Below are 19,328 nucleotides of genomic sequence, written 5' to 3' on the forward strand. Positions count from 1 at the left end.
AAATACAAGCCCGCAATCCCGTCAAAGCGCCTTCCCATGCCGTTTACGCGAAACCGGCACGGTTTTGTTCGGCCTCCGCAACCTATCTGATAGCTCAGAAGTAGCGGCGGCGGGTGCGGCTTTCCGTGAGTTCGCGGACCGCTTCGCGAAATTCGCGCAGGCTGGCGCGAATCTCTTCGACCGATGATTGTTCGCCACCCTCCTCGACCGGAAGCGGCCGCGCATGCGGGGCGGCTGGATGGGCCAACGACTGCGTCGGAGCGGGGGGCGGCGGATACGGCATCTGCGCCGCATATGGCCCCGCCTCGGCTTGCATATAGGAATGGCCCGTCTGCGACCTAGGCTGCCCGGGATAGCCCAACGGCTGCGCATAGGGAGAGGACGGCAAGGGCGGAGCCGGATACGTTGGCTGTTGCGGCATCCGAGGCGAGCGTGAGGGCGACCCCATCTGCCGTCCATACCCGGCATCGGGGCCTGGCTGGAAAGGCGGCTGCGAATAATCCAGGCCGGCCGCCGGCCGAGGCCCGAAACCGGACTCCGGATAGCCAGGAAATGTCGGAGCATTGGCCGGCCGGCCGTTGTCGGCAAAGGCGGGTAAGGCGAACTCGCTGGAGATGTCGTCGTCGGCTTCGGCCGAGGATTTCCGGGACATGGCCTTGCGCAGTCTCGCCATGAGTGCGCCGATCCTCCCGGAGCTTTCGGCGGGAGCGGCCTCGTTCTGCGTGACCGGCGGCGGTGCTGGGGGCGGTGGTACGGGCGCTGCCGGCATTGGCGGCTCGGGCGGAGGCTCCGCTCGAAACGACTGCTCCTCAAGAGGCGCCCTGCGTTGATCTAGCATGCGTTCGTCCACCTTGCGCTCGTTCAGCTTGCGCTCGCGGCGGGAGCGCGAGGTTGCCGTCTCGCGCAGGCTGTCATAGGTCCCGCGCAAGGCGCCGAGGCCAACACCGGCAGCAAGGCCAAGCAGCAGGCCGGCCAATGCGACCAGTGCCCGCGACGGCCCTTTTGCCTCGAGCGGAGGTTGAGCGGGGGTCATCACATTGATGTTGGCGGTGTTGATCTTTTCCTGTTCGCCGGTCTCCTTGGCGCGCAGCAGATATTGTTCGTAGACCGACCGCTTGGCGGTGGCATCCCGCTCCAGTTCCCGCAGGGCAACCAGGTCGCTGTTGACGTCGCCGCTTTGCACCTTGGCCTGAGCCAGTCGTGACGCAAGGTCCTGTTCGAGCTGGACAGCACGCTTGAGGTCGACCTGCAGCGAAGAGGCGATGCGGCGCAGTTCAGCCGCTATGCGCTCGCGAGCGCCGGCAATCTGGGCGTCGAGAGCCTGGAGTTCGGGATGACGCGGCCCCAGCCGAACCGCGGCACGATCGGCTTCCTGCTTCAGCGTCGCATATTGCGAGCGCAGATCGCTCATGGTGTTGGAGTTGATCTCTTCCGGCAACGTGCCGGTCAGAATCGAATTGACGTCCACCGAACGCGCCGAGGCTGCGCGCGCATTCAGTTCCAGCGTACGGGCCCGGGCGACGGAGAGCTGCTCGTTGAGCCTCAGCATCTGATCGTCGCTGATCAGATGGCCCTGCGCGTCGACAAGATCGTGCGTGGCCCTGAAATCCTCAACTTTGCGCTCGGCCTGCTCGACGCTCTTGCGCAACCCGTCGAGCTTGGATGTCAGTTCGCTCGTCGCACGTCCGGCCATGTCCGACTGGTATTTCGCCGTCATCTGCTGGAACACGCTGGTCGTCGTGTTGGCGATGCGCGCCGACTTGGCGGCATCCTCGGTGGTGGCGCTGACGGAGACGGCAAAGGTCTTGCCTGCACGCTCCACTGACAGCCGCTCGGCCAGATTGCCGACGGCCAACGCCTGGCGGCGGACCTCGTCGGCACCGACCGATCCGTCCTGTCGCAACAGAATCGAGCGTATGAGCGACATGACGCCGAGGCCGCCGGAGCCCTGACCGTTGAACTCCGGATCGTTGACGAGATCGAGATCCTTGACGACCTGGTCGAGTACGGTCCCCGAGGTGAGCATCTTGATCCGGGTCTCGACGACAGCCAGCGCGGCATCGGGTTGCCCCACCGGCTGGGTGAGATCCCGATCCGAGAGCTTCAGGTCTCCCGGTTCGATGACCAATTCGGCGGTGGCTTCGTATTTCTTGGGCATCGACAGGGCGATGGCAATGCCGAGCCCGGCGCCCAGTATCGTGATCGCAACGATCAGCAGCTTCGACCTGGCAACGCCGCGAACGACCAGCATCGGATCGATCAGCGGTTTCCATTGCTGGCTGTCCGCACCGCCGTCGGAGGACGTATCGGCTCCGTTCGTGGCGCGGGATTCGATTGCATCATGAGCGCGACCCGTCCCTGAAGGTTCTTCCGGCGTCGGCCTTGCGCGCGACATGTCGGGTGGCAAATGGCCAGTGCCAGGTTCCCCCCGCGAACGCCAGGCGTCGTCGGCTTCAAACGGCGGCTCCTCGTCAGGCGGGGTCCGCGCAGCGTCACCGGCGGGCGGCGGGCTCGCCTTCGTCTCGCGCCGGGAACGGGCCAGGCGATGTCGCGTGGCGGCATCCTCGCGCCACGAGGGGTCCGCGCGGTCCCCTATCGACACAAGCGAAGCGTCGTCCTCGCCACGCACGGCCTGGCCAAGCGCCAGCAAGGAGCGCTCGCGCTTCCAGTCCTCACGGTTTTCCCTGTCGACCATTATCGTGGAGCTTTACTCTTGGCCGCTTGGAAGCGGCGGTCGGCCATTCGTTAAGCCACGCTAAACAGGCATAGGAAACAAAAGGTTAATTTCCGGAAGACGATGGCAGGAATTCACGCCATGGTTGCAAGAACTTTCAACACATCTGAAGGCTTCAAAACGGCACGTTAAACTTTCCGGCCTACGCATTTCCTTGACGTATGACTGAGGCCAGAGACATACCGCAAAGGCGGACCTTCGCGCGGATCGGCACCTTCATGGCCGAACGACGGGGGCTGGTGCGCGACTATTTTTCGGCGATCAGCGGTGCTGGCGGGCGACTGGTGTTTTCACTCGCCTATTTCATCGCGCTCGCCAATACGCTCTCGATCGCCGAATTCGGCATGTTCGCCACCGCTTCGGCGGCTGGCGTCATGCTGTCGCGGATTCTTGCCCTCGGTTTCATTTCGGCGCTCTATCGCACCGCCACCATCCGGCCCAATCTGATCGGCACCTTCACCGCCGGCTTCCTGGTGCTCGGCGCCGCCTCGCTGCCGCTTTTGGCCGCCGCCTCGTTCGGCGTCTACCTGATCTTCTTTGCCGGCACCGTGCCGCTGTCGGTATTCACGGCGATCGTCTTTGCCGAGGCGCTGCTGTGGCGGCCGGTGGAAGTGGCACTGATCGTCAACAACGGGCTGGGTAAATTCGGCCGAGCCGCGGTTCTTGCGATCCTGGCCACCGCATTGCGGGCACTTGGCGCGGTGTTGTTCATGTTTTCCGCACAGCACAGCATCTGGGTTTGGTCTTGGTTCTACATCGGCGCCAACGCAGCCTCGCTGCTTTTGGCTTTCGGCTGGTTTTATCCGCGTCAGCGGCTGCGGCTGCGCATCGAGCTCTATCTGCGGCGGCTCGCCGATTCCATCTATGTGGCCGGCGCGGAGGTGCTGTTCTACCTGCAGATGGAGTTCGACAAGCTGCTGGTGCTGGCGATCGGCGGACCGCATCTGGCCGGCATCTATGCCATCATCATGCGCCTTGTCGACTTGACGGCGATTCCCATCCGCACCTTCTCGATGATGCTCGTGCAGCGCATGATGCGCGCGCCCGAACTCCTCGCACGGCTGGCGGTCAAGAGCGGCATCGAGGGCGGTGTGTTCGCGGTCTCGACGCTGGCGCTGGCGGCGCTTGGCATCGTGCTGCATTTCTTCCCCAACGCGCTCGGCAGGAATGTCTCCGAGGCCGCCCCCCTGGTGGCGCTGGCGATCTGCGTACCTGGACTGCGCAATCTGGTCGAATACCAGGCCGAGCTTCTCTTCGCGCGCGGCCAGACGCTGGTGCGGGCGCTCAACCTCGGCCTGCTCGCCGCCCTCAAGGCACTGCTGCTGGCCTATGTTCTGACCACCATTTCCGATACATCGAATCTGGTGGTGTCGCTCAACATCGTCTTCCTGCTGCTCTATCTCGCGTCGATGCTGCTGACCTATTCGGCGCTGCGCAGGCCGGCGAAGGCAATCTAGCGCGGTTCAGCGTTTGATAGAATCCTGAACCGCTCTAAATCTTTGTTTTTACGCAATTCCGGACAGAACCGTTACACACTTTTCCTGGAATTGCTCTAGATCAAGTCAACGATCAAGCCCGATCAGGCGGCGGATGCGGCCGACATCGGTGCCGATAAAGGACTGCATGCCGATCGCCACCTGCTCCGGCGCCATGCTGGCGACGAAGCGGCGGAACTCGTCGTCCGACAGCGCCTCCCCCGTCCAATGGACACGGCAGAATTCTTCCGAACCGTGGAAGTGGCCGGCTCCGTCCAGCAGATCATCGACATAGCGGCCGTAGATCATGCATTCGGAGAATTTGCGCGCCGAACCGATCACCTCGACCCAGTCGCGGCCATGGACCTTTTCGATTCGGCCGCACATGGCAAGCACCGTGTCACGGCGCCAGGCGATCAGCGTCGAGATATAATCATGGACCGATGTCCGAGACGGGTCGATGCCGAGTGTGGCGCCGGCATTGCGCGACCACACGCGATGATTGTCATGGCCGTCACCGGCGAGCACGCCATCGCGGCGGAACAAGCGCGCCCTGCCATCGCGCCAGAAGGCACCGCAATCGAACGCCTTCAGGAAAGCGACGTCGGAATCGCAGAAGACCAGCACGTCTTCGCTGGCGTGCGCCGATATGGCGATGCGGCGCAGTTGCTGCACATGCCAGCCGCGCAGCGGCTGGGTCTTCATGCTGAGCCAGACGCGGCGGCGAAACAGGCTGAGCGGATCGTCGAAGGCGCGCAGCCAGCCCGGCAGGAGATCCCGCTCATCGACGATCGAGCGGCGGCTGGTCCCCAATTGACGGAAAAGCGCGAGGTCGCGATGTTCGACCAGAATGTAGTGGTGCTCGGCACCCGAGACATGGCGGTCAAGCGTTTCACACAGCAGGCGGCAGCGCTCGAAGTCAGGGGCATAGCTTGCCGTCACAATCGCTGCCGTCGGCATCTTCGGCAACAGGCCCGGGCCGGCCAGCGGATCTGGGACGAAGCGCTTGTTCAACGAAACTCTCCGGGAGCATCTCCGATGGCCTCGGCGCCGCGCGACCATTTCTGGTTGACGACCCGCCACAGGAACAGGGGATTGCCGACCACGTAGCGGCGCCAGAGCCGGCCGGGCTCGATCGCCAGCCTGAAAAGCCACTCCAGCCTCAGGCGGCGCATCCATAGCGGCGCGCGCGGCACCGAGCCGCTCAGGAAATCGAGCAACGCGCCGACAGCGACCGGCAACGTGCAATGGCGTTCGTCGATGTGGCGTTCAATCCACAGCTCCTGGCGCGGCACCCCCATCGCGACGAGCAGCATGTCAGGCCGTAGTTTTGCAATCCGGCCAATGATCTCCGGCTCCTGCGCGGCGGAGAAATAGCCATCGTGAATGACCACGAAGTTGTGCTGCACCGCAAGCGCCGCCAGCTTCACCGACGCCGCCTCGGCGTTGACACGGGTCGCACCGAGCAGCCCCACGGTCAGCGGCCTCTTGGAAGCCTGCAGAAAGGCCGGCACGAAATCGGTGCCGTTGAGATTGTCGGGAAACGGCGCGCCGTAGAGAAGCTTCGCGGCGAGATCGACGCCGATGCCGTCCGGCAGGATGAGGAAATCGTCGAGCGCCTCGGCGAAGACCGGGTCGGTATAGGCGATGTTGGCATTGTGAGCGTTGAGGAAGCTGACCTTGGTGAAGCGCCGCTCGGCGATCAATCGGTTCAGCAGAGCAATTGCATCGTCCCAGCGGATCCCGAGCACCGGGATGCCGAGGATCATTTTCAGACTGTCGAGTCCGAACGCGGCGCGGGCGTGCATGTTCATGCAAACACCTCCTGCCTGACGGCCCCTATCTTTTCGAGACCTACACGAATCGCGACGTCGAGTGCCTTGACCTGCTGGCGATGGAAGGTGCTGCCATCGATATCGTGGATATTGGCCGCGGCAGCCTGCAGGGCTTGGGCGAAGCCGGCCGGATCGTCGGTGACCACGCAATTGGCAGGCCGGTGGTCGATGCCGCGCAATGAGCGGCTGGTGGCGACCGAGGGCAGGCCAAGCTCGAAGGTCTCGATGGTCTTCAACTGCACGCCGCTGCCCGCGGTGCTGATCAGCGGGATGACGGCCGCGCCACAGACGAAAGCCCGGGCATCCGGAACGCGGCCGACAAATTGGACGCCCGGATGCGTCGAGGTGACGCCGGAAGGCATGTGGCCCGCGATGCGGATTCGGAAACCAGGCGGCAGATGCGGCACCACCTTGCCCAGGAACCAGTCGAGGCCGATGCGGTTCGGCTGCCAGGTCCAGGTGCCGATCAGGGCCGCGTCGCAGTCGATCGGGCGCCGGCCTTTCCGGGCTGGCGCCGTGGCGCCGGTTACCAGCGGCAGCGCCGCCGAGCGATCATCCGAGGCGACACCGAGTGCCACGCGATCCTCCTCGGCCAGCGCGAAGACAAAGCGCGCGCGGCGGCAGAGGCGCTCTTCGACCAGCTTGAGCAGCCTCGCCTCGCGCCGGAACAGCAGGCGCTGGAAAATGCCGCCGACGGCAGCGGCGTTCTCCCGCGCCGAGAGATGCTCGACATTGTGGGCGAAGAAAATCGAAGGCCGGTCTTCGAAGAGCCTTTCGAAAGCGCCGGCGAACTGCACCGAATTCAGCACATAGCCATCGAACGGACCGGCTCGTTCGATAGCGGCCTGAAGATCGTGGTCGGACACCGCACGCAACTTGACCGACGCGAAGGTGAGGCCCGAAACCATCGCCTTGCCGACCCAGGCGAGCTTCTGCAGCGGCGAAGCACTTTCGGTGCGCACGTCGATCGCACCAAGCACCACCGTATTTTCGGGATCTACCGCGGCTTTCCCGGGCCAGGTGAAGCCGATGACCGTCACGCGCGCGCCGGCGCGCCGCAAGGCGGCGATGATCGCTGCATTGGCGATCTCGTAGCCCGAGGCGAGAGCACCGTCGGGCACGATCGATGTGGCGAACAGCAGATGCATCTCACTATCCTGTGGTGTAGCCGGTAGCAAAGCGCGGTGAACCCTTGATTAAACGAGCACGATCAACGCCCCAAAGCCCATGCCCGGCGGGCTTCTCCGCGCAAGGTGATTAACGAAACCTTATCACCGTGATGCTACCAGAACGCGACTCACGACGCGGCTGGATACGGATGATCCCTTTGCCATTGGACGGTTCGGTATCGATCGCGGGACGGTCTCCCGAGCTCAAGGTGGAGGCGGTCGAAGCGATCGTCACCTTGCCGACCTTCAAGCGACCCGAACAGGTGCTGGAGACGCTTGCATCGCTGCGCGCACAGCAAACCGGCAGGTGCTTTGCCGTCATCGTCATGGAAAACGAGGCGGAGGCGCGTGAAGGCGCCGAAGCGGTGCTGCCGCTGTTCGAGCGCGGCGAGATACCAGGCATGGTCGTCATCGCGCATGAACGCGGCAATTGCAGTGCCTATAATGCCGGCTGGCAGACGGCGATCCTGCATTTCCCGAACTTCAGGCATCTGCTGGTCATCGACGATGACGAGATCGCAGATCCCCGATGGCTGGAGCGGATGTGCCGCGCAGCCGAAACGCTCGGCGCCGATATCGTCGGCGGCCCGCAGGTGCCTGTCTTTGCCGATCCCGCCCATGCGACCTGGGCCGAGCATCCTGTTTTCGCGCCCCCCTACCGGGAGACGGGACGGGTGCCCGCGCTCTATTCGTCCGGCAATCTTCTGGTCGGGCGCCACGTGTTGACCGCGATGGGGCCGCCCTTCCTCGATCTCAGATTCAATTTCATGGGCGGCGGCGACGCCGATTTTCTCAGCCGGTCGGCGCAACGGGGCTTCGTGTTGGGCTGGTGCGCCGAAGCCAAGGTGCGGGAGACCGTTCCGACCCGGCGCCTCGAGACCGACTGGATTCGTGCCCGCAGCCTGCGCAACGGTGTCATCTCGACGCTGGTGGAAAAGAAGAAGCGCGCCGGCACGCCCTTCGCCGGTGCCAAGGTGTTCGCCAAGAGCCTGGCCTTGCTTGCCGCCTCGCCGCTTCGCGGCGTGATGCGGCTGGCGCGCACGGGATCGCCGGCGATCGCCATCTATCCCGTCCATGTGGCGCTCGGCCGCGTGCTGGCCGAATTCGGATATGCCAATGAGCAATACCGCCAGCCTGAGAAAAACTGAGCGCGCCCCGCTCAGCGCCGCGTTCACGCGCGGGGGCGTGGCGACCGCGATCGCGGCGCTGCTGTTCACCGTCATCATGGTGTCCTTCCGCCCGTTCCAGCCGGCGGGCGCCGAACTCACCGGCGAAGGTGGCGACATCGTCAATCAGCTCGGCTTCGGTTCGCTCGGCGCGGTTTCGATCTTCGCGCTGATGGCCTTCGCCGATCCGCGTGTCGTGCGCTCGCTGCTCAGCCCTTCCTGGATACTGATGCTGGGCTTCTTCTTCCTGTCGGTGGTGCTGGCGACCGACCCGCCGTCGGCGATGCGCGCGGCGTCCTTCACCATGATCGGGATCCTGACGATGGCAACGATCCTGGCGCTGCCCCGCGACGCCGAGTCCTTCTCCAGGGTCATCATCTTCACCGCCGTCGTGGTGATGGGCCTGTCCTATCTCGGCCTCGTCGTCTTTCCACACGAGGCGATGCACACGGCCGACTCGCAGGAGCCCGAACATGCCGGCCTGTGGCGCGGCGTGTTCACCCACAAGAACATCGCCGGACCGATCATGGCATGCTTCAGTTTCGCCGGCCTTTATCTCTACCGGCGCGGGCAACGCTGGTGGGGTGCGGGTATCTTCTGCGCGGCGATGATCTTCATGCTGCACACCGGCTCCAAGACCACCGCCGGGCTGGTGCCGTTCTCGATCTTAATCGTGATGTTTCCGAGCCTGATGGGCATGCGGCTCGGTACGCCGATCCTGTTTACGCTGGCGATCATCGCCACGGCGGTCGGCACGCTGGGCATCGTCTTCCTGACGCCTGTGAAGCACCTGGCGGCGATCTACTTCCCTGATCTGACCTATACCGGCCGCACGACGCTGTGGGAGTTCGCCGGCTCGATGCTGGCGAAGAAGCCGTGGACCGGCTACGGCTATGAGAGCTTCTGGGGCACGCCGCTGCTGCTCAACCAGGACCAGCCCTTCGACCGCCCGTGGGACATCAGGACCATCGTGCACGGTCATGACGGCTATCTCGACATCGCCGTGCTGATGGGCATTCCTGCTCTTTGCGTGGCGGTCTACACTTTCCTCATCGCACCGTTGCGCGACTACATGCGCATTCCGCTGCGCAAGGAGAACATCTATCTCGGTGATTTCTTCATGATGGTGGTGCTGTTCACCGCACTCAACGCATTCCTCGAGAGCTTCTTCTTCCATCGTGGCGATCCGGTCTGGCTGTTCTTCGTGCTTGGCGTGCTGGGCCTCAGGCAAGTGTCGCTGCGGCCGATCGCGGTGCGCATGCCCGTCCAGCGCTCCTGAGAGGGCTTTCCCACCGACCCGCGAGCGTCTATGTCATGGCCTTTCTCCTCGGAGGGCTCTCGATGACGATCAGGCTTGTTCTCGCCGGCTGCGGCAATATGGGTTACGCCATGCTCTCGGGCTGGCTGAAGTCCGGCAAGCTTGCACCGTCGACCGTTTTCGTGGTCGAGCCCAATGCCGACCTGCGCAATCGAGCCGCCGCACTCGGCTGCGGCACGGCGGCGGAAGCCGAAGCCATTCCGGCCGATGCCGTGCCTGAACTCGTCGTCATCGCCGTGAAGCCGCAGGTGATCCGTGACGTCACCACCGCCTACAAGCGCTTCGGCGACGGCCGCACCACTTTCGTCAGCATCGCCGCCGGCACGCCCTCCGCCACCTTCGAGGAAATCCTCGGCAACCGCGCGCCTATCGTGCGCTGCATGCCCAACACGCCCGCGGCGATCGGCAAGGGCATGATGGTGGTGTTTTCCAATCCCCTGGTTTCCGACGACGCCAAGCGCTTCGTCGCCGACCTCTTGTCGGCCAGCGGCGAAGTGGCCACCATCGATGACGAGAGCCTGATGGATGCGGTGACCGCCGTGTCCGGATCGGGTCCGGCCTACATCTTCCATTTCATCGAGGCGCTGACCGTGGCTGCCGAAAAGGCCGGCTTGCCGACGGCAACCGCCAGGCTGCTCGCCATGCAGACCGTCTACGGCGCCGCATCGCTCGCCGCCGAAAGCCGCGAGGACCCCGGTATGCTGCGCCAGCAGGTGACCAGCCCCAACGGAACGACGGCAGCCGCGCTTGGCGTGCTGATGGGCGAAGACCGGCTGACCAACCTGCTCACGCAAGCAGTGGAAGCGGCGCGGCTAAGGTCGATCGAACTGGGGAAGTAGAGCGGACATCTCGCTAGGCGAGATCCGTGTGCGAAAAGTCGTTGCCTTTGTAGAGCAACGCGGAGCCGTGGCTCTTTGCGCAAGCGTAGGACAGGCAATCGGCAAGATTGAGCTGCGCGGGATGCCCACGTCCCTTTCCATAATCCGAAAACGCCTGGATCGCCAGTTTGGCATCGCCGGCGTCGATCGGCACAATTTCGATTTCGGCCTCGCTCAGCAGCGCCTCTATCGCCATTTCCGCGACCACCGGTTCGACAGCAAGCATCGTAGAAAGCCGCATCGACGCTTCGAGCACAACCAGCGCGGACGTAATCTTGTGAGGTGCAGCCGCCATCCGATCGCTCCACTCGCCGGCATCCCCTTCTCCCGAAAGAATTGCGACGATTACGGAGGTGTCAACGAACATCAGGGATGTCCCCACATGTCGTCGATTTCATCCTTGCTCACAGGTCGGCCGCCGGGGCCGGCCTTGGCTTTAAGTTCATCCGCGATGGCAGCCAGCCGTTTCGCCAGGGGGATGTGTCCGCTTTCCCGTTTCAATTCAGACTCAAGCGCTTCGATAACCGCTTCGGTCATCGAAATCTTGCGTTTGGCGGCCAGCCGCTGTGCCAGTTCGCGTGCACGCGGGTCTCTGATCTGGAGGTTCATTGGTCGATCCTCGGCGACGTTGCCACTACAATATAGTGCATTTGTCATGACTACGCCACGACGCACTATTTTCCGTACAGCATCTCATCCTGCAGCCGGCGCAGCGCGAACAACCTGGTCGTCTGGTCGGGCGCCGCATTGTCGGCGGTCAGCAACTCGCCTTTCCTGACCGGTTTCAGCACCTTGCCACCCTCGAGCAGGCCGACCGGGACGGCGCGCCGGGTGCGAGCCTCTTCGACAGTCATCGTCCAGGAACGATAGCAGGTTTCGCCGATCGCATCGAAGGTCTCGCCGGCGGCGAGGTCGCGCTTGGCGACGGCGCAGACCTCGGCAACCGGCCTCGGCAGCGGCACCATGTCCGGTTTGCCGAACAGCACGATGCGGGCCGCGGTCAGCGGCACTTCCAGCGACGTCAGATGGTAGGGCCGGAACAGGCTGTAATAAGGGCCGTGGCCGATATGCAGGTCGTCCATGCGCTCGATGATGCGCGGATGCGTCGCCTCGACGATGACGAAGACACCAGGCGCCACACCCTTGCCGACGGTGTAGTCGACGACGCCCTTCTTCAGCAGGAGGCCACCATCCTCGCGCGGGATCAGCACCTTGACGAGGTCGTCGCGGTCTGCCCTGGGACCATGCATGCCCGGCACGTCGGGCACCAGCCCGGTGGCGTTGGCGATGGCGCACATCTCGACCATGGTCTTGGAGCCGTCGACGAACTCGACCAGCATGCGCGGGTTCATGTTGCGACGGATCGCTTCGTCGCGATAGTCGTCTGGCACGGCATCATGGTTGAGCGGATTGTTCTTGCCCTTGCCGGCCGAGACGATGGTCAGGCCGAGTGCGGACGCGAACTCGATCAGCTCCATGCAGCTCGACGGCTCATCGCCGGCGCCGACCGAATAGACGACGCCAAGCCGGTCGGCCTGCTGTTTGAGATAGCACCCGATGGTGACGTCGGCCTCGACATTCATCATCACCAGATGCTTGCCGTGCTCCATCGCCATCAGATCGAAGTCGGCGGCGACGCCAGGTTTTCCCGTGGCGTCGATGACGACGTCGATCAGTGGATTGGTGACCAGCATCTCATTGGAGGTGATGGCGATCCTCCCGCCCTCGATGGCACCGGTGACTTTCGACGCGGTGTCGGCTTCGACCGCCATCGCCTCGTCGCCATAGGCGATGCGGATGGCGTCACGCGCGGTGTGCGGACGACGGGTCGAGACGGCGCAGACCGCAATGCCCGGCATCAGCATGCCTTGCGTGACGAGGTCGGTCCCCATTTCGCCGGAGCCGATGACACCGACGCGCACCGGGCGGCCCTCGGCGGCGCGTCTGTCGAGATCGCGGGCAAGTCCCGTCAAGGCGACATTGGTCATGCAGGGATGTCCACAGCTTCTTGATTTGGGGCCGGATTAGCAGGGACTGGTCCCCTGTGCCAACGAAACCGCCCGCGACCGGCGATTTCCAACGGAATCGCCGGGAAAAGGCGCATTTGCCGCGAATTATTGGCCCAAAGGGTTGCCAATTGACATTGTCGTGACGGCTTCAGACCACCCTGACGTAGCTCGTCATGCCTGATTTCTGGTGCTCGATGATGTGGCAGTGCAGCAGCCAGTCGCCGGGATTGTCGGCGACGAAGCCCAGGCTCACCTTCTCATTGGGCTGGATGAGATAAGTGTCCGAAATCAACGGCCGCACCGGACGCGTCGAGGACGACAGCACCTTGAAGCTCATGCCGTGCAAATGCATCGGATGCGATTGCGGCGTCAGGTTCTCCATGTCGATGATGTAACTTTTGCCAAGCTTCAGTTCGGCCAAAGGCGCGGTCGGATCGGGCGTATCGCCCGGCCATGGCACTTTGTTGATCGCCCAGAAACTGTAGCCGAGCGAGCCGCAGATGCCGTCGCTCGGGACGTTCTCCGCCGTGGCGCTGAGCGCCAGCGAAATATGCTGGGCGGCGGTGAGATCGACCTCGGCCACCGGATTGGCCTCCAGCGGTGCAAGATCGCGACTATCCCGCTCGAGCGAGTTGCCCGTCGCGCCCAGCGTTGCGAGCACCTTGGGCTTGGTGCCCCTGACGTCCCGCAGGCTGACGATCGCGCCCTCTTCATCGGGCATGCGGATGACGAGTTCCATGCGTTGCCCCGGCCCCAGCAATAGGGCATCGGGTGCAAAACGCTGCGGCACCGGGTTGCCGTCCAGCGCGATGACATCAGCTTCGGCGCCGTCGACGCGAAAGGCGTAGATTCGGGTGACATCGGTGATTGCAACGCGCAGCCGCACCAACCCGCCGGCGGGGGCGTCATATTGCGGTTGGTCGAGCCAGTTCGCGGTGCGCACCGTGCCGTAAGTGCCGGTCCTGGCAGCATCGCGCGGCCGGAACTGGTCGATGAACTGAGCGTCGTCGCCAAGGCGCCAGTCGCGCAGATTGAGGACAAATTCGGCGTCGAATTTCGGATCGTTCGGGTTTTCGACCACGATCACGCCGGTCAGGCCGTGCCCCATCTGCTCCAGCGTGTTGCAATGCGGGTGGTACCAGAAGGTGCCCGCGTCGGGCGGCGTGAAGGCATAGTCGAAATGGTCGCCGGTGTAGACATAGGGCTGCACCAGGAAGGGCACGCCATCCATCTTGTTCGGCAGGCGAATACCATGCCAGTGGATGGTCGTCGGATCATCGATGGCGTTGACGAGGCGCGCGGCGAAGGGCTCACCCTTTTTCATCCTGACGACCGGAGGCATTCCGGCGTTGCCGTAGGTCAGCACATCCCTGGTCTGGCCGACATCCATGAGCTTCGCCCGGATTTTCGCCGTCTGCAGAACCACCGGCTCAGGCGTGGCCGCGGCCCAGCCGCCAAGCCTGCTCATCGCGGCAAGCCCAACCCCGCTCGCGCCGGCGCTGGCGGCGGTTTTCAAAAGCCCGCGGCGTGTGATCATGTTGCGCTCCAACGGAAAAGCTGACTGCCATTCGCATCTTTTACCGTCAATAGCCGGACTGGCATCCGTTTGCCAACGACACCGGTCAGGGCGTCGGCTTCTCGCGTGCCAGTGAACGGATGCCTTCGAGCTTTATTTGAAGCTGGCGATGGGCAGGAATTTCACCGCGGAGCCGGTGAAGCGGCGGTGATCGGACGCCTGTCGCCGTGGCTGGAATCCATCGAGATAGACCTGCTCCGGCGCCGTGCGGATGAAATTGGCGGCAATGATGGTTGCCGCTTTCGACCCGGCTCCGCCGGTGATGCGGCGACCCGTCTCGAGCGGCACGATGACGGCGCTGGCTTCGGGATCGAGACGCCGCTGGACACGGTCGGCCTTGGGGCTGGTCCTGACACGATCTTCGGGCTTCGATGCGGGGAGTGCAACCCGCTGGCCGGCCAGCGGATCGAGACCATCGTCGGCGTGACGCATGGCCAGCAAGGCACCGATTGCATCGGCGGGTTTGGCCGCCTCCGGCCGAGGCGCCGGCCCCGTCTGGTCTTCCGGCCGCCATGTCGGGACCGGGATGTTTAGCGCTACTATGTCGGGACCAGCAATCGGGGGAGCGGCACCGGCCTTGCTCAAGGGAATCTCGGTGTTGGTTGCCTCCGGCAGTTCGGCCTGCGTCATAGACCCGGCGCGCGGCGCGAAGGCCGGCAACGGCACTGCGCTGGGCGCCATCGCCATGACGATCGCTTCAGGCGTCTTGCCGCCCTGTCCAGCCGGCGATTCCTCGGCCTGATCGACGGAAGCGATCTGGATATCCGTGCGTCGGGCTGCCTCCGGCGCCACGATGGCGATGCCCTGTCCGGCCTGTTTGAGTTCAACTGGCTTGGCCGGCTTGCGTGGCGCAGGCACGGCTTGCGCGGCATCATCCGCTTCGTCCGCGCTGCGCCCACCCAGCAGCGACGCCAGCAGGCCGCGAGCCGGCTTGGGCTGGCCGCCGACGGCGCTTGCAAGTTCGATGTTGGGCGTGCCGGCGGCCTTGCGGGATTTGTAGGCGGCAAACGCCTGCTCGTAGCCAGGTAGCGGCTTGCCGTCGCTCGGCACATGCAGCGTATTGCCGTCCGGGAAGACCCTGGCCAGTTCCTGGCGGCTGATGCCCGGCCAATGCCGCACATTGCCGACATCCATGTGGATGAAGGGCGAACCGGAGGTCGGGTAATAGCCGACGCCGCCGCCCTGCATCTTGAGGCCGATGTCGCGCAGCTTCTTCAGCGGCACATCCGGCAGGAAGAAGTCCATGGCGCGGCCGACCATGTGCTGGCTTTCCCGGGCCACTCCTTTCGAGCGGCCGCGCAGCATCGCGTTGGTTGCCGGCGAGCGATAGGCGCTGACCACGTGGATATAGGCTGTCGAGCCGCTGGCGCGGTAAGCCTGCCAGACAAGGTCGAGCAGGCGCGGATCCATCCTGGTTGGCTCGTTGCGGCGCCAGTCGCGCAGCATGAAATTGATCTTCTTCAACCCCGTCTGATCGTAGCGCCCGTTGCGCTTGAAGACGATCTCGGCCTTCTCGCCGGTATGGAGATGCTGAATTCGCAGAGCGCGCGTTTCGGCGAACGCATCGGTGATGCACATGCAGAAGAAAGCGACCACGAAGGCCGGCAACCGGGTCCACCAGCGGAAACCGCCGGGCGCGCTCTGTTGGCTTTCAATCACACTCATGCCTTGCACATCGTTCCTGTTTCGGGCGATTCAACGTCCTCGCCGGATGCGGAGCCTTCTTTTCAGCACTCTCCTTCGCGCCGGCTTGACAAGGCGCACAGTCAGCCATCCCACAACACGTCATGTCGAAGAACAGCATCTTGGTTAACGAATCGTGTCATGCGGGGAACGCGTTTCGGCTGGAGATTGCCGAACGCCCGCCTTTGGGCGAAGCCACGTTGTCTTCCGGCTGAACGCGCCAACGGCAGATGCTATCGGACTGTTGCTGACCGAGACGACTCCGCTAACGTTGAAGTAGGTCAGCCTCGTAGCAGATTTGTCCGCCTTTGCCTCTGGCACAGCTTGCGTTAGCATAGGTACAGATTAGCTATGCCTGACGAATCGAATTTCGCTGAGAACTGGGCCGAGCACCTGCTGTGGTCTTCGCTGTTGCTTATCGTGCTGACACGCGGCGCCGGCGCCTTCTCGTTAGACTGCATTGCCGACCGGATTCTCGGCCGGGGCAAGTAACAACCCCAACGATGCGCGGATATTTCTAGCACTTCGAGGGACAGTAGCGGGGAACGCAATCGCGACTGGAAGCCGGCTTTCGAGCAGCGCCATTTTGAACGCTGGTCCTCTCCTGTCCCATTTCAGCACTAAGGTGCTGGTATCGTTCTTGCACATGACACATTGCCGGTTGATCCCGGCCCTGGTCGCATAATCCGATCAGGTTGTAGGCTCGCCGGGCCAGATGGCGGGGTCTCCGCCCGGCGAGTTCTACCCATATCAGCCGTGCCATTGACAGCGGCTGCTGCCCGACAGGCTGTCGAGGTGTGTTCGACTGACCGTCGGCCTGACAGGCTTGGGCCCTTGTTGAGGCAAGCCGGCGTGTCGAAGCGGCTGGATGCCGGGATCGTCAAAGTGCTGTTTTGCCAGCCGCGCCGCGACGCTGGGGCCTTGACCGCAAGATAGCGTTTCACCAGCCATCCGCAGACATCAGATCAGCGGGCGTGAACGGGCGGCCCAGCGGCGTGGGTGCTAGGGGGACTGGCAGCGTCAGGCCGCTGGGCCTAACCGGCGGGGCTTTGAGGAGCGGGCGGCACGCCGGCTGACTTAGAAATATATGGTCCAGCTAATATAATGGGAACACATCAATACGAACGAAGGAACCGGTAAAAGGTGGAACATAGGCCGGTGGCGAAGTGTGTCACGAGCGTGTTCGAGAACGGGCGTTCTGCAAAGCCGATGTGCCTTGCATTGGGTCAATATGTCTGGCTCCGCTGACATCTCCGCACAGCAGATCAACTCGGCACGTTACATTGCGCGTTGATCTCCCGGGCTCCATGCCCCGACGAACCGGTCGCCATCAGCGCTGCAGCTATCACGGGGCTCGTCGCAATCTGATCGACGATCCTGCTATTAATAGCGGCCGTCCCCGAAAAAGCAGATATCGATTGCGTCCGGCCGCGAGATTCATGCCCTCTTGTTACGACTTTTGTAGCGGAATAATGGGCGCAACGCCTTGCGTGTCAAATGGTTGAGGGATTTCAACAAGATAGACTGGTGCTGCGAGAGAGGATTGAACTCTCGACCTCTCCCTTACCAAGGGAGTGCTCTACCACTGAGCTACCGCAGCCGCCGATGGCGGGGCTTCTGCCATATCGAACCGGTAAGCGCAAGGCCAAGAACAACGCTTCTGTGAAAGCCTTTGCCGGATAGCTTTCCATGACATGGCGGCGCCACAATGTTGGCTATCCCTGAATGGCGGGTTGGCTGGTCGCCAGCCGGGGCGGGACGATGAGCGACAAGACAAATCCACCGAAGAGCAGCGAAACAATCCGCAAGAACCGGCTCGCCGAGCAATTGCGCGCCAATCTGCAGAAGCGCAAGGCGCAGTCGCGCTCGCGCCGCACAGGTGAGGCCGACCAGCGACCCGACGGGCTCACTGCTTCAAAGGAAATGCAGAAAGATTAACTCAAATCGGCCACTCTTGGACCGGGGTGGGCGAAATCCTATTTCTTGAACCAGATTGGCCAATGGTCTAGACGGGCCGATACTTAAACGATTGAACCGGCCTTTTCTGGCCGAGAGGGACGTTCTCCAATGGATCGCATCAGAATTGTCGGCGGCAACAAGCTTGCCGGAAGCATTCCGATCTCGGGTGCGAAAAATGCCGCCCTGCCGCTGATGATCGCCTCGCTTCTGACCGACGACACGCTGACGCTCGAAAACGTGCCGCATCTGGCCGATGTCGAGCAGTTGATCCGCATCCTCGGCAATCACGGCGTCGACTATTCGGTCAACGGCCGCCGCGAGAAGCAGAACGAGGGCTATTCGCGCACCATCAACTTTTCCGCCCGCAACATCGTCGACACCACCGCTCCTTACGAGCTGGTGTCCAAGATGCGCGCCTCGTTCTGGGTGATCGGGCCTCTGCTGGCCCGGATGGGCGAGGCCAAGGTCTCGCTGCCCGGCGGCTGCGCCATCGGCACGCGCCCGGTCGACCTGTTCCTCGAAGGCCTGCAGGCGCTGGGCGCCGATATCGATGTCGACACCGGCTACGTCATCGCCAAGACGCGGAATGGCCGCCTTGTCGGCAACCGTTACGTCTTCCCCAAGGTCTCGGTCGGCGCCACCCATGTGCTGATGATGGCGGCATCGCTCGCCAAGGGCGAGACGGTGCTCGAAAACGCCGCCTGCGAGCCCGAGATCGTCAATCTGGCCGAATGCCTCAACGCGATGGGCGCCAGGATTTCCGGCGCCGGCACGCCGACCATCACCATCGACGGCGTCGAAGCGCTGTCGGGGGCGCGCGTTCGCGTCATCCCCGACCGCATCGAGACCGGCACCTATGCCATGGCTGTCGCCATGACCGGCGGCGACGTCGTGCTGGAAGGCGCACGGCCGGAGCTGCTGCAGACGGCGCTCGACGTGATTTCGCAGACGGGCGCGGAGATCACGCAGACCAATTCCGGCATCCGCGTGAAGCGCAACGGCGCCGGCATTTCGCCGGTCGACGTGACGACGGCGCCCTTCCCGGCCTTCCCGACCGACCTGCAGGCGCAGTTCATGGGCCTGATGACCATGGCCAAGGGCAAGTCGCGCATCACCGAGACGATCTTCGAAAACCGCTTCATGCACGTCCAGGAGTTGGCGCGGCTCGGCGCCCACATCACGCTTTCGGGCCAGACGGCGATCGTCGACGGCGTGGCGAAGCTGAAGGGCGCTCCAGTCATGGCGACCGATCTTCGCGCTTCCGTCTCGCTGGTCATCGCTGGCCTGGCGGCCGAGGGCGAGACCACGGTCAACCGCGTCTACCATCTCGACCGCGGTTTCGAGCGGCTGGAGGAAAAGCTTTCCAATTGCGGCGCGGTGATCGAGCGTATTTCGGCTTAGCGATCTGCGGTCGCTTGGCGAAATCATCTGCGAAGCGCCCTTCTCCCCTCGCTATACGGGTAGAAGTGCTTGGCAGCGGCCGATGAGGGGTGCGCAAAACCTGAGGCAAATCCCTCTACAGCATG

16 protein-coding genes and 1 tRNA gene are annotated in these 19,328 nt (G+C 63.6%); 7 read left to right on the top strand and 10 right to left on the bottom strand.

Translation table 11 applies throughout. The annotated features are described in order from the left end of the window. Positions 1–94: 94 nt before the first annotated feature. Entirely contained in the window at positions 95–2,695 is a 2,601-nt protein-coding gene (locus FJ970_RS30250) for a Wzz/FepE/Etk N-terminal domain-containing protein (RefSeq protein WP_140758931.1), read from the bottom strand. A gap of 200 nt (positions 2,696–2,895) precedes the next feature. Here FJ970_RS30250 and FJ970_RS30255 point away from each other — a divergent pair, with 200 nt between their 5' ends. Then, positions 2,896–4,191 carry a lipopolysaccharide biosynthesis protein gene (locus FJ970_RS30255; RefSeq protein ID WP_140758930.1) on the top strand — a complete coding sequence of 432 codons (1,296 nt, stop codon included), beginning with the start codon at positions 2,896–2,898 and terminating at the stop codon, positions 4,189–4,191. 105 nt (positions 4,192–4,296) lie between these two features. On the opposite strand, the gene FJ970_RS30260 is transcribed toward FJ970_RS30255, so the two are convergent. Genes FJ970_RS30260 through FJ970_RS30270 form a run of 3 tightly spaced genes read right to left on the bottom strand, consistent with a single transcriptional unit; the run spans position 4,297 to position 7,192 of the window. Continuing rightward, entirely contained in the window at positions 4,297–5,223 is a 927-nt protein-coding gene (locus FJ970_RS30260) for a DUF6492 family protein (protein WP_181178611.1), read from the bottom strand. Further along, positions 5,220–6,023: a WecB/TagA/CpsF family glycosyltransferase gene (locus FJ970_RS30265; protein WP_140758929.1), complete on the bottom strand. Its 804-nt coding sequence runs from the start codon at positions 6,021–6,023 to the stop codon at positions 5,220–5,222. The genes FJ970_RS30260 and FJ970_RS30265 overlap by 4 nt, the downstream gene beginning before the upstream one ends. Beyond that, positions 6,020–7,192: a glycosyltransferase family 4 protein gene (locus FJ970_RS30270; protein ID WP_140758928.1), complete on the bottom strand. Its 1,173-nt coding sequence runs from the start codon at positions 7,190–7,192 to the stop codon at positions 6,020–6,022. Before FJ970_RS30270 ends, FJ970_RS30265 begins: the two co-directional genes overlap by 4 nt. 170 nt (positions 7,193–7,362) lie before the next feature. Here FJ970_RS30270 and FJ970_RS30275 point away from each other — a divergent pair, with 170 nt between their 5' ends. The 3 genes from FJ970_RS30275 to proC all read left to right on the top strand — a co-directional run bounded on the left by FJ970_RS30275 (position 7,363) and on the right by proC (position 10,536). Beyond that, on the top strand, positions 7,363–8,361 hold the full coding sequence (locus FJ970_RS30275) for a glycosyltransferase family 2 protein (protein ID WP_140758927.1): 999 nt from the start codon (positions 7,363–7,365) through the stop codon (positions 8,359–8,361). Next, positions 8,330–9,658 carry an O-antigen ligase family protein gene (locus FJ970_RS30280; RefSeq protein WP_140758926.1) on the top strand — a complete coding sequence of 443 codons (1,329 nt, stop codon included), beginning with the start codon at positions 8,330–8,332 and terminating at the stop codon, positions 9,656–9,658. Before FJ970_RS30275 ends, FJ970_RS30280 begins: the two co-directional genes overlap by 32 nt. A 62-nt stretch (positions 9,659–9,720) precedes the next feature. Further along, positions 9,721–10,536, top strand: coding sequence for a pyrroline-5-carboxylate reductase (proC, locus tag FJ970_RS30285; protein WP_140758925.1), 816 nt, complete (start codon positions 9,721–9,723; stop codon positions 10,534–10,536). 13 nt (positions 10,537–10,549) lie between these two features. On the opposite strand, the gene FJ970_RS30290 is transcribed toward proC, so the two are convergent. From FJ970_RS30290 to FJ970_RS30310, 5 genes are all read right to left on the bottom strand, one after another. Next, a complete protein-coding gene (locus FJ970_RS30290) occupies positions 10,550–10,942 on the bottom strand; it encodes a type II toxin-antitoxin system VapC family toxin (RefSeq protein ID WP_140758924.1) in 393 nt (130 codons plus the stop codon). Beyond that, positions 10,942–11,184, bottom strand: coding sequence for a type II toxin-antitoxin system VapB family antitoxin (locus FJ970_RS30295; RefSeq protein WP_140758923.1), 243 nt, complete (start codon positions 11,182–11,184; stop codon positions 10,942–10,944). Before FJ970_RS30295 ends, FJ970_RS30290 begins: the two co-directional genes overlap by 1 nt. 65 nt (positions 11,185–11,249) lie before the next feature. Beyond that, positions 11,250–12,563 (bottom strand): NAD(P)H-dependent oxidoreductase, encoded by a 1,314-nt coding sequence (locus FJ970_RS30300; protein ID WP_140758922.1) that lies wholly within the window; start codon positions 12,561–12,563, stop codon positions 11,250–11,252. Positions 12,564–12,732: 169 nt separating this feature from the next. After that, the gene (locus FJ970_RS30305; protein ID WP_140758921.1) at positions 12,733–14,121 is read right to left on the bottom strand and encodes a multicopper oxidase family protein; all 1,389 of its coding nucleotides are present in this window, start codon (positions 14,119–14,121) and stop codon (positions 12,733–12,735) included. Between the two features lie 132 nt (positions 14,122–14,253). Then, a complete protein-coding gene (locus FJ970_RS30310) occupies positions 14,254–15,825 on the bottom strand; it encodes a DUF882 domain-containing protein (RefSeq protein WP_140758920.1) in 1,572 nt (523 codons plus the stop codon). Positions 15,826–16,194: 369 nt separating this feature from the next. On the opposite strand from FJ970_RS30310, the gene FJ970_RS30315 reads away from it, so the two are divergent. Further along, a complete protein-coding gene (locus FJ970_RS30315; RefSeq protein WP_181178609.1) occupies positions 16,195–16,335 on the top strand; it encodes a hypothetical protein in 141 nt (46 codons plus the stop codon). 1,033 nt (positions 16,336–17,368) lie between these two features. Here FJ970_RS30315 and FJ970_RS30320 read toward each other — a convergent pair. Beyond that, positions 17,369–17,443, bottom strand: a tRNA-Thr gene (locus tag FJ970_RS30320). A gap of 161 nt (positions 17,444–17,604) precedes the next feature. On the opposite strand from FJ970_RS30320, the gene FJ970_RS30325 reads away from it, so the two are divergent. Together FJ970_RS30325 and murA are read left to right on the top strand one after the other, a co-directional pair. Continuing rightward, positions 17,605–17,781 carry a hypothetical protein gene (locus FJ970_RS30325; RefSeq protein ID WP_140758919.1) on the top strand — a complete coding sequence of 59 codons (177 nt, stop codon included), beginning with the start codon at positions 17,605–17,607 and terminating at the stop codon, positions 17,779–17,781. A gap of 129 nt (positions 17,782–17,910) precedes the next feature. Beyond that, a complete protein-coding gene (gene murA / locus FJ970_RS30330) occupies positions 17,911–19,203 on the top strand; it encodes a UDP-N-acetylglucosamine 1-carboxyvinyltransferase (protein WP_015316269.1) in 1,293 nt (430 codons plus the stop codon). Positions 19,204–19,328 lie beyond the last annotated feature (125 nt).

Origin of the sequence: Mesorhizobium sp. B2-1-8, from assembly GCF_006442545.2 — a bacterium.
Taxonomy (GTDB): domain Bacteria; phylum Pseudomonadota; class Alphaproteobacteria; order Rhizobiales; family Rhizobiaceae; genus Mesorhizobium.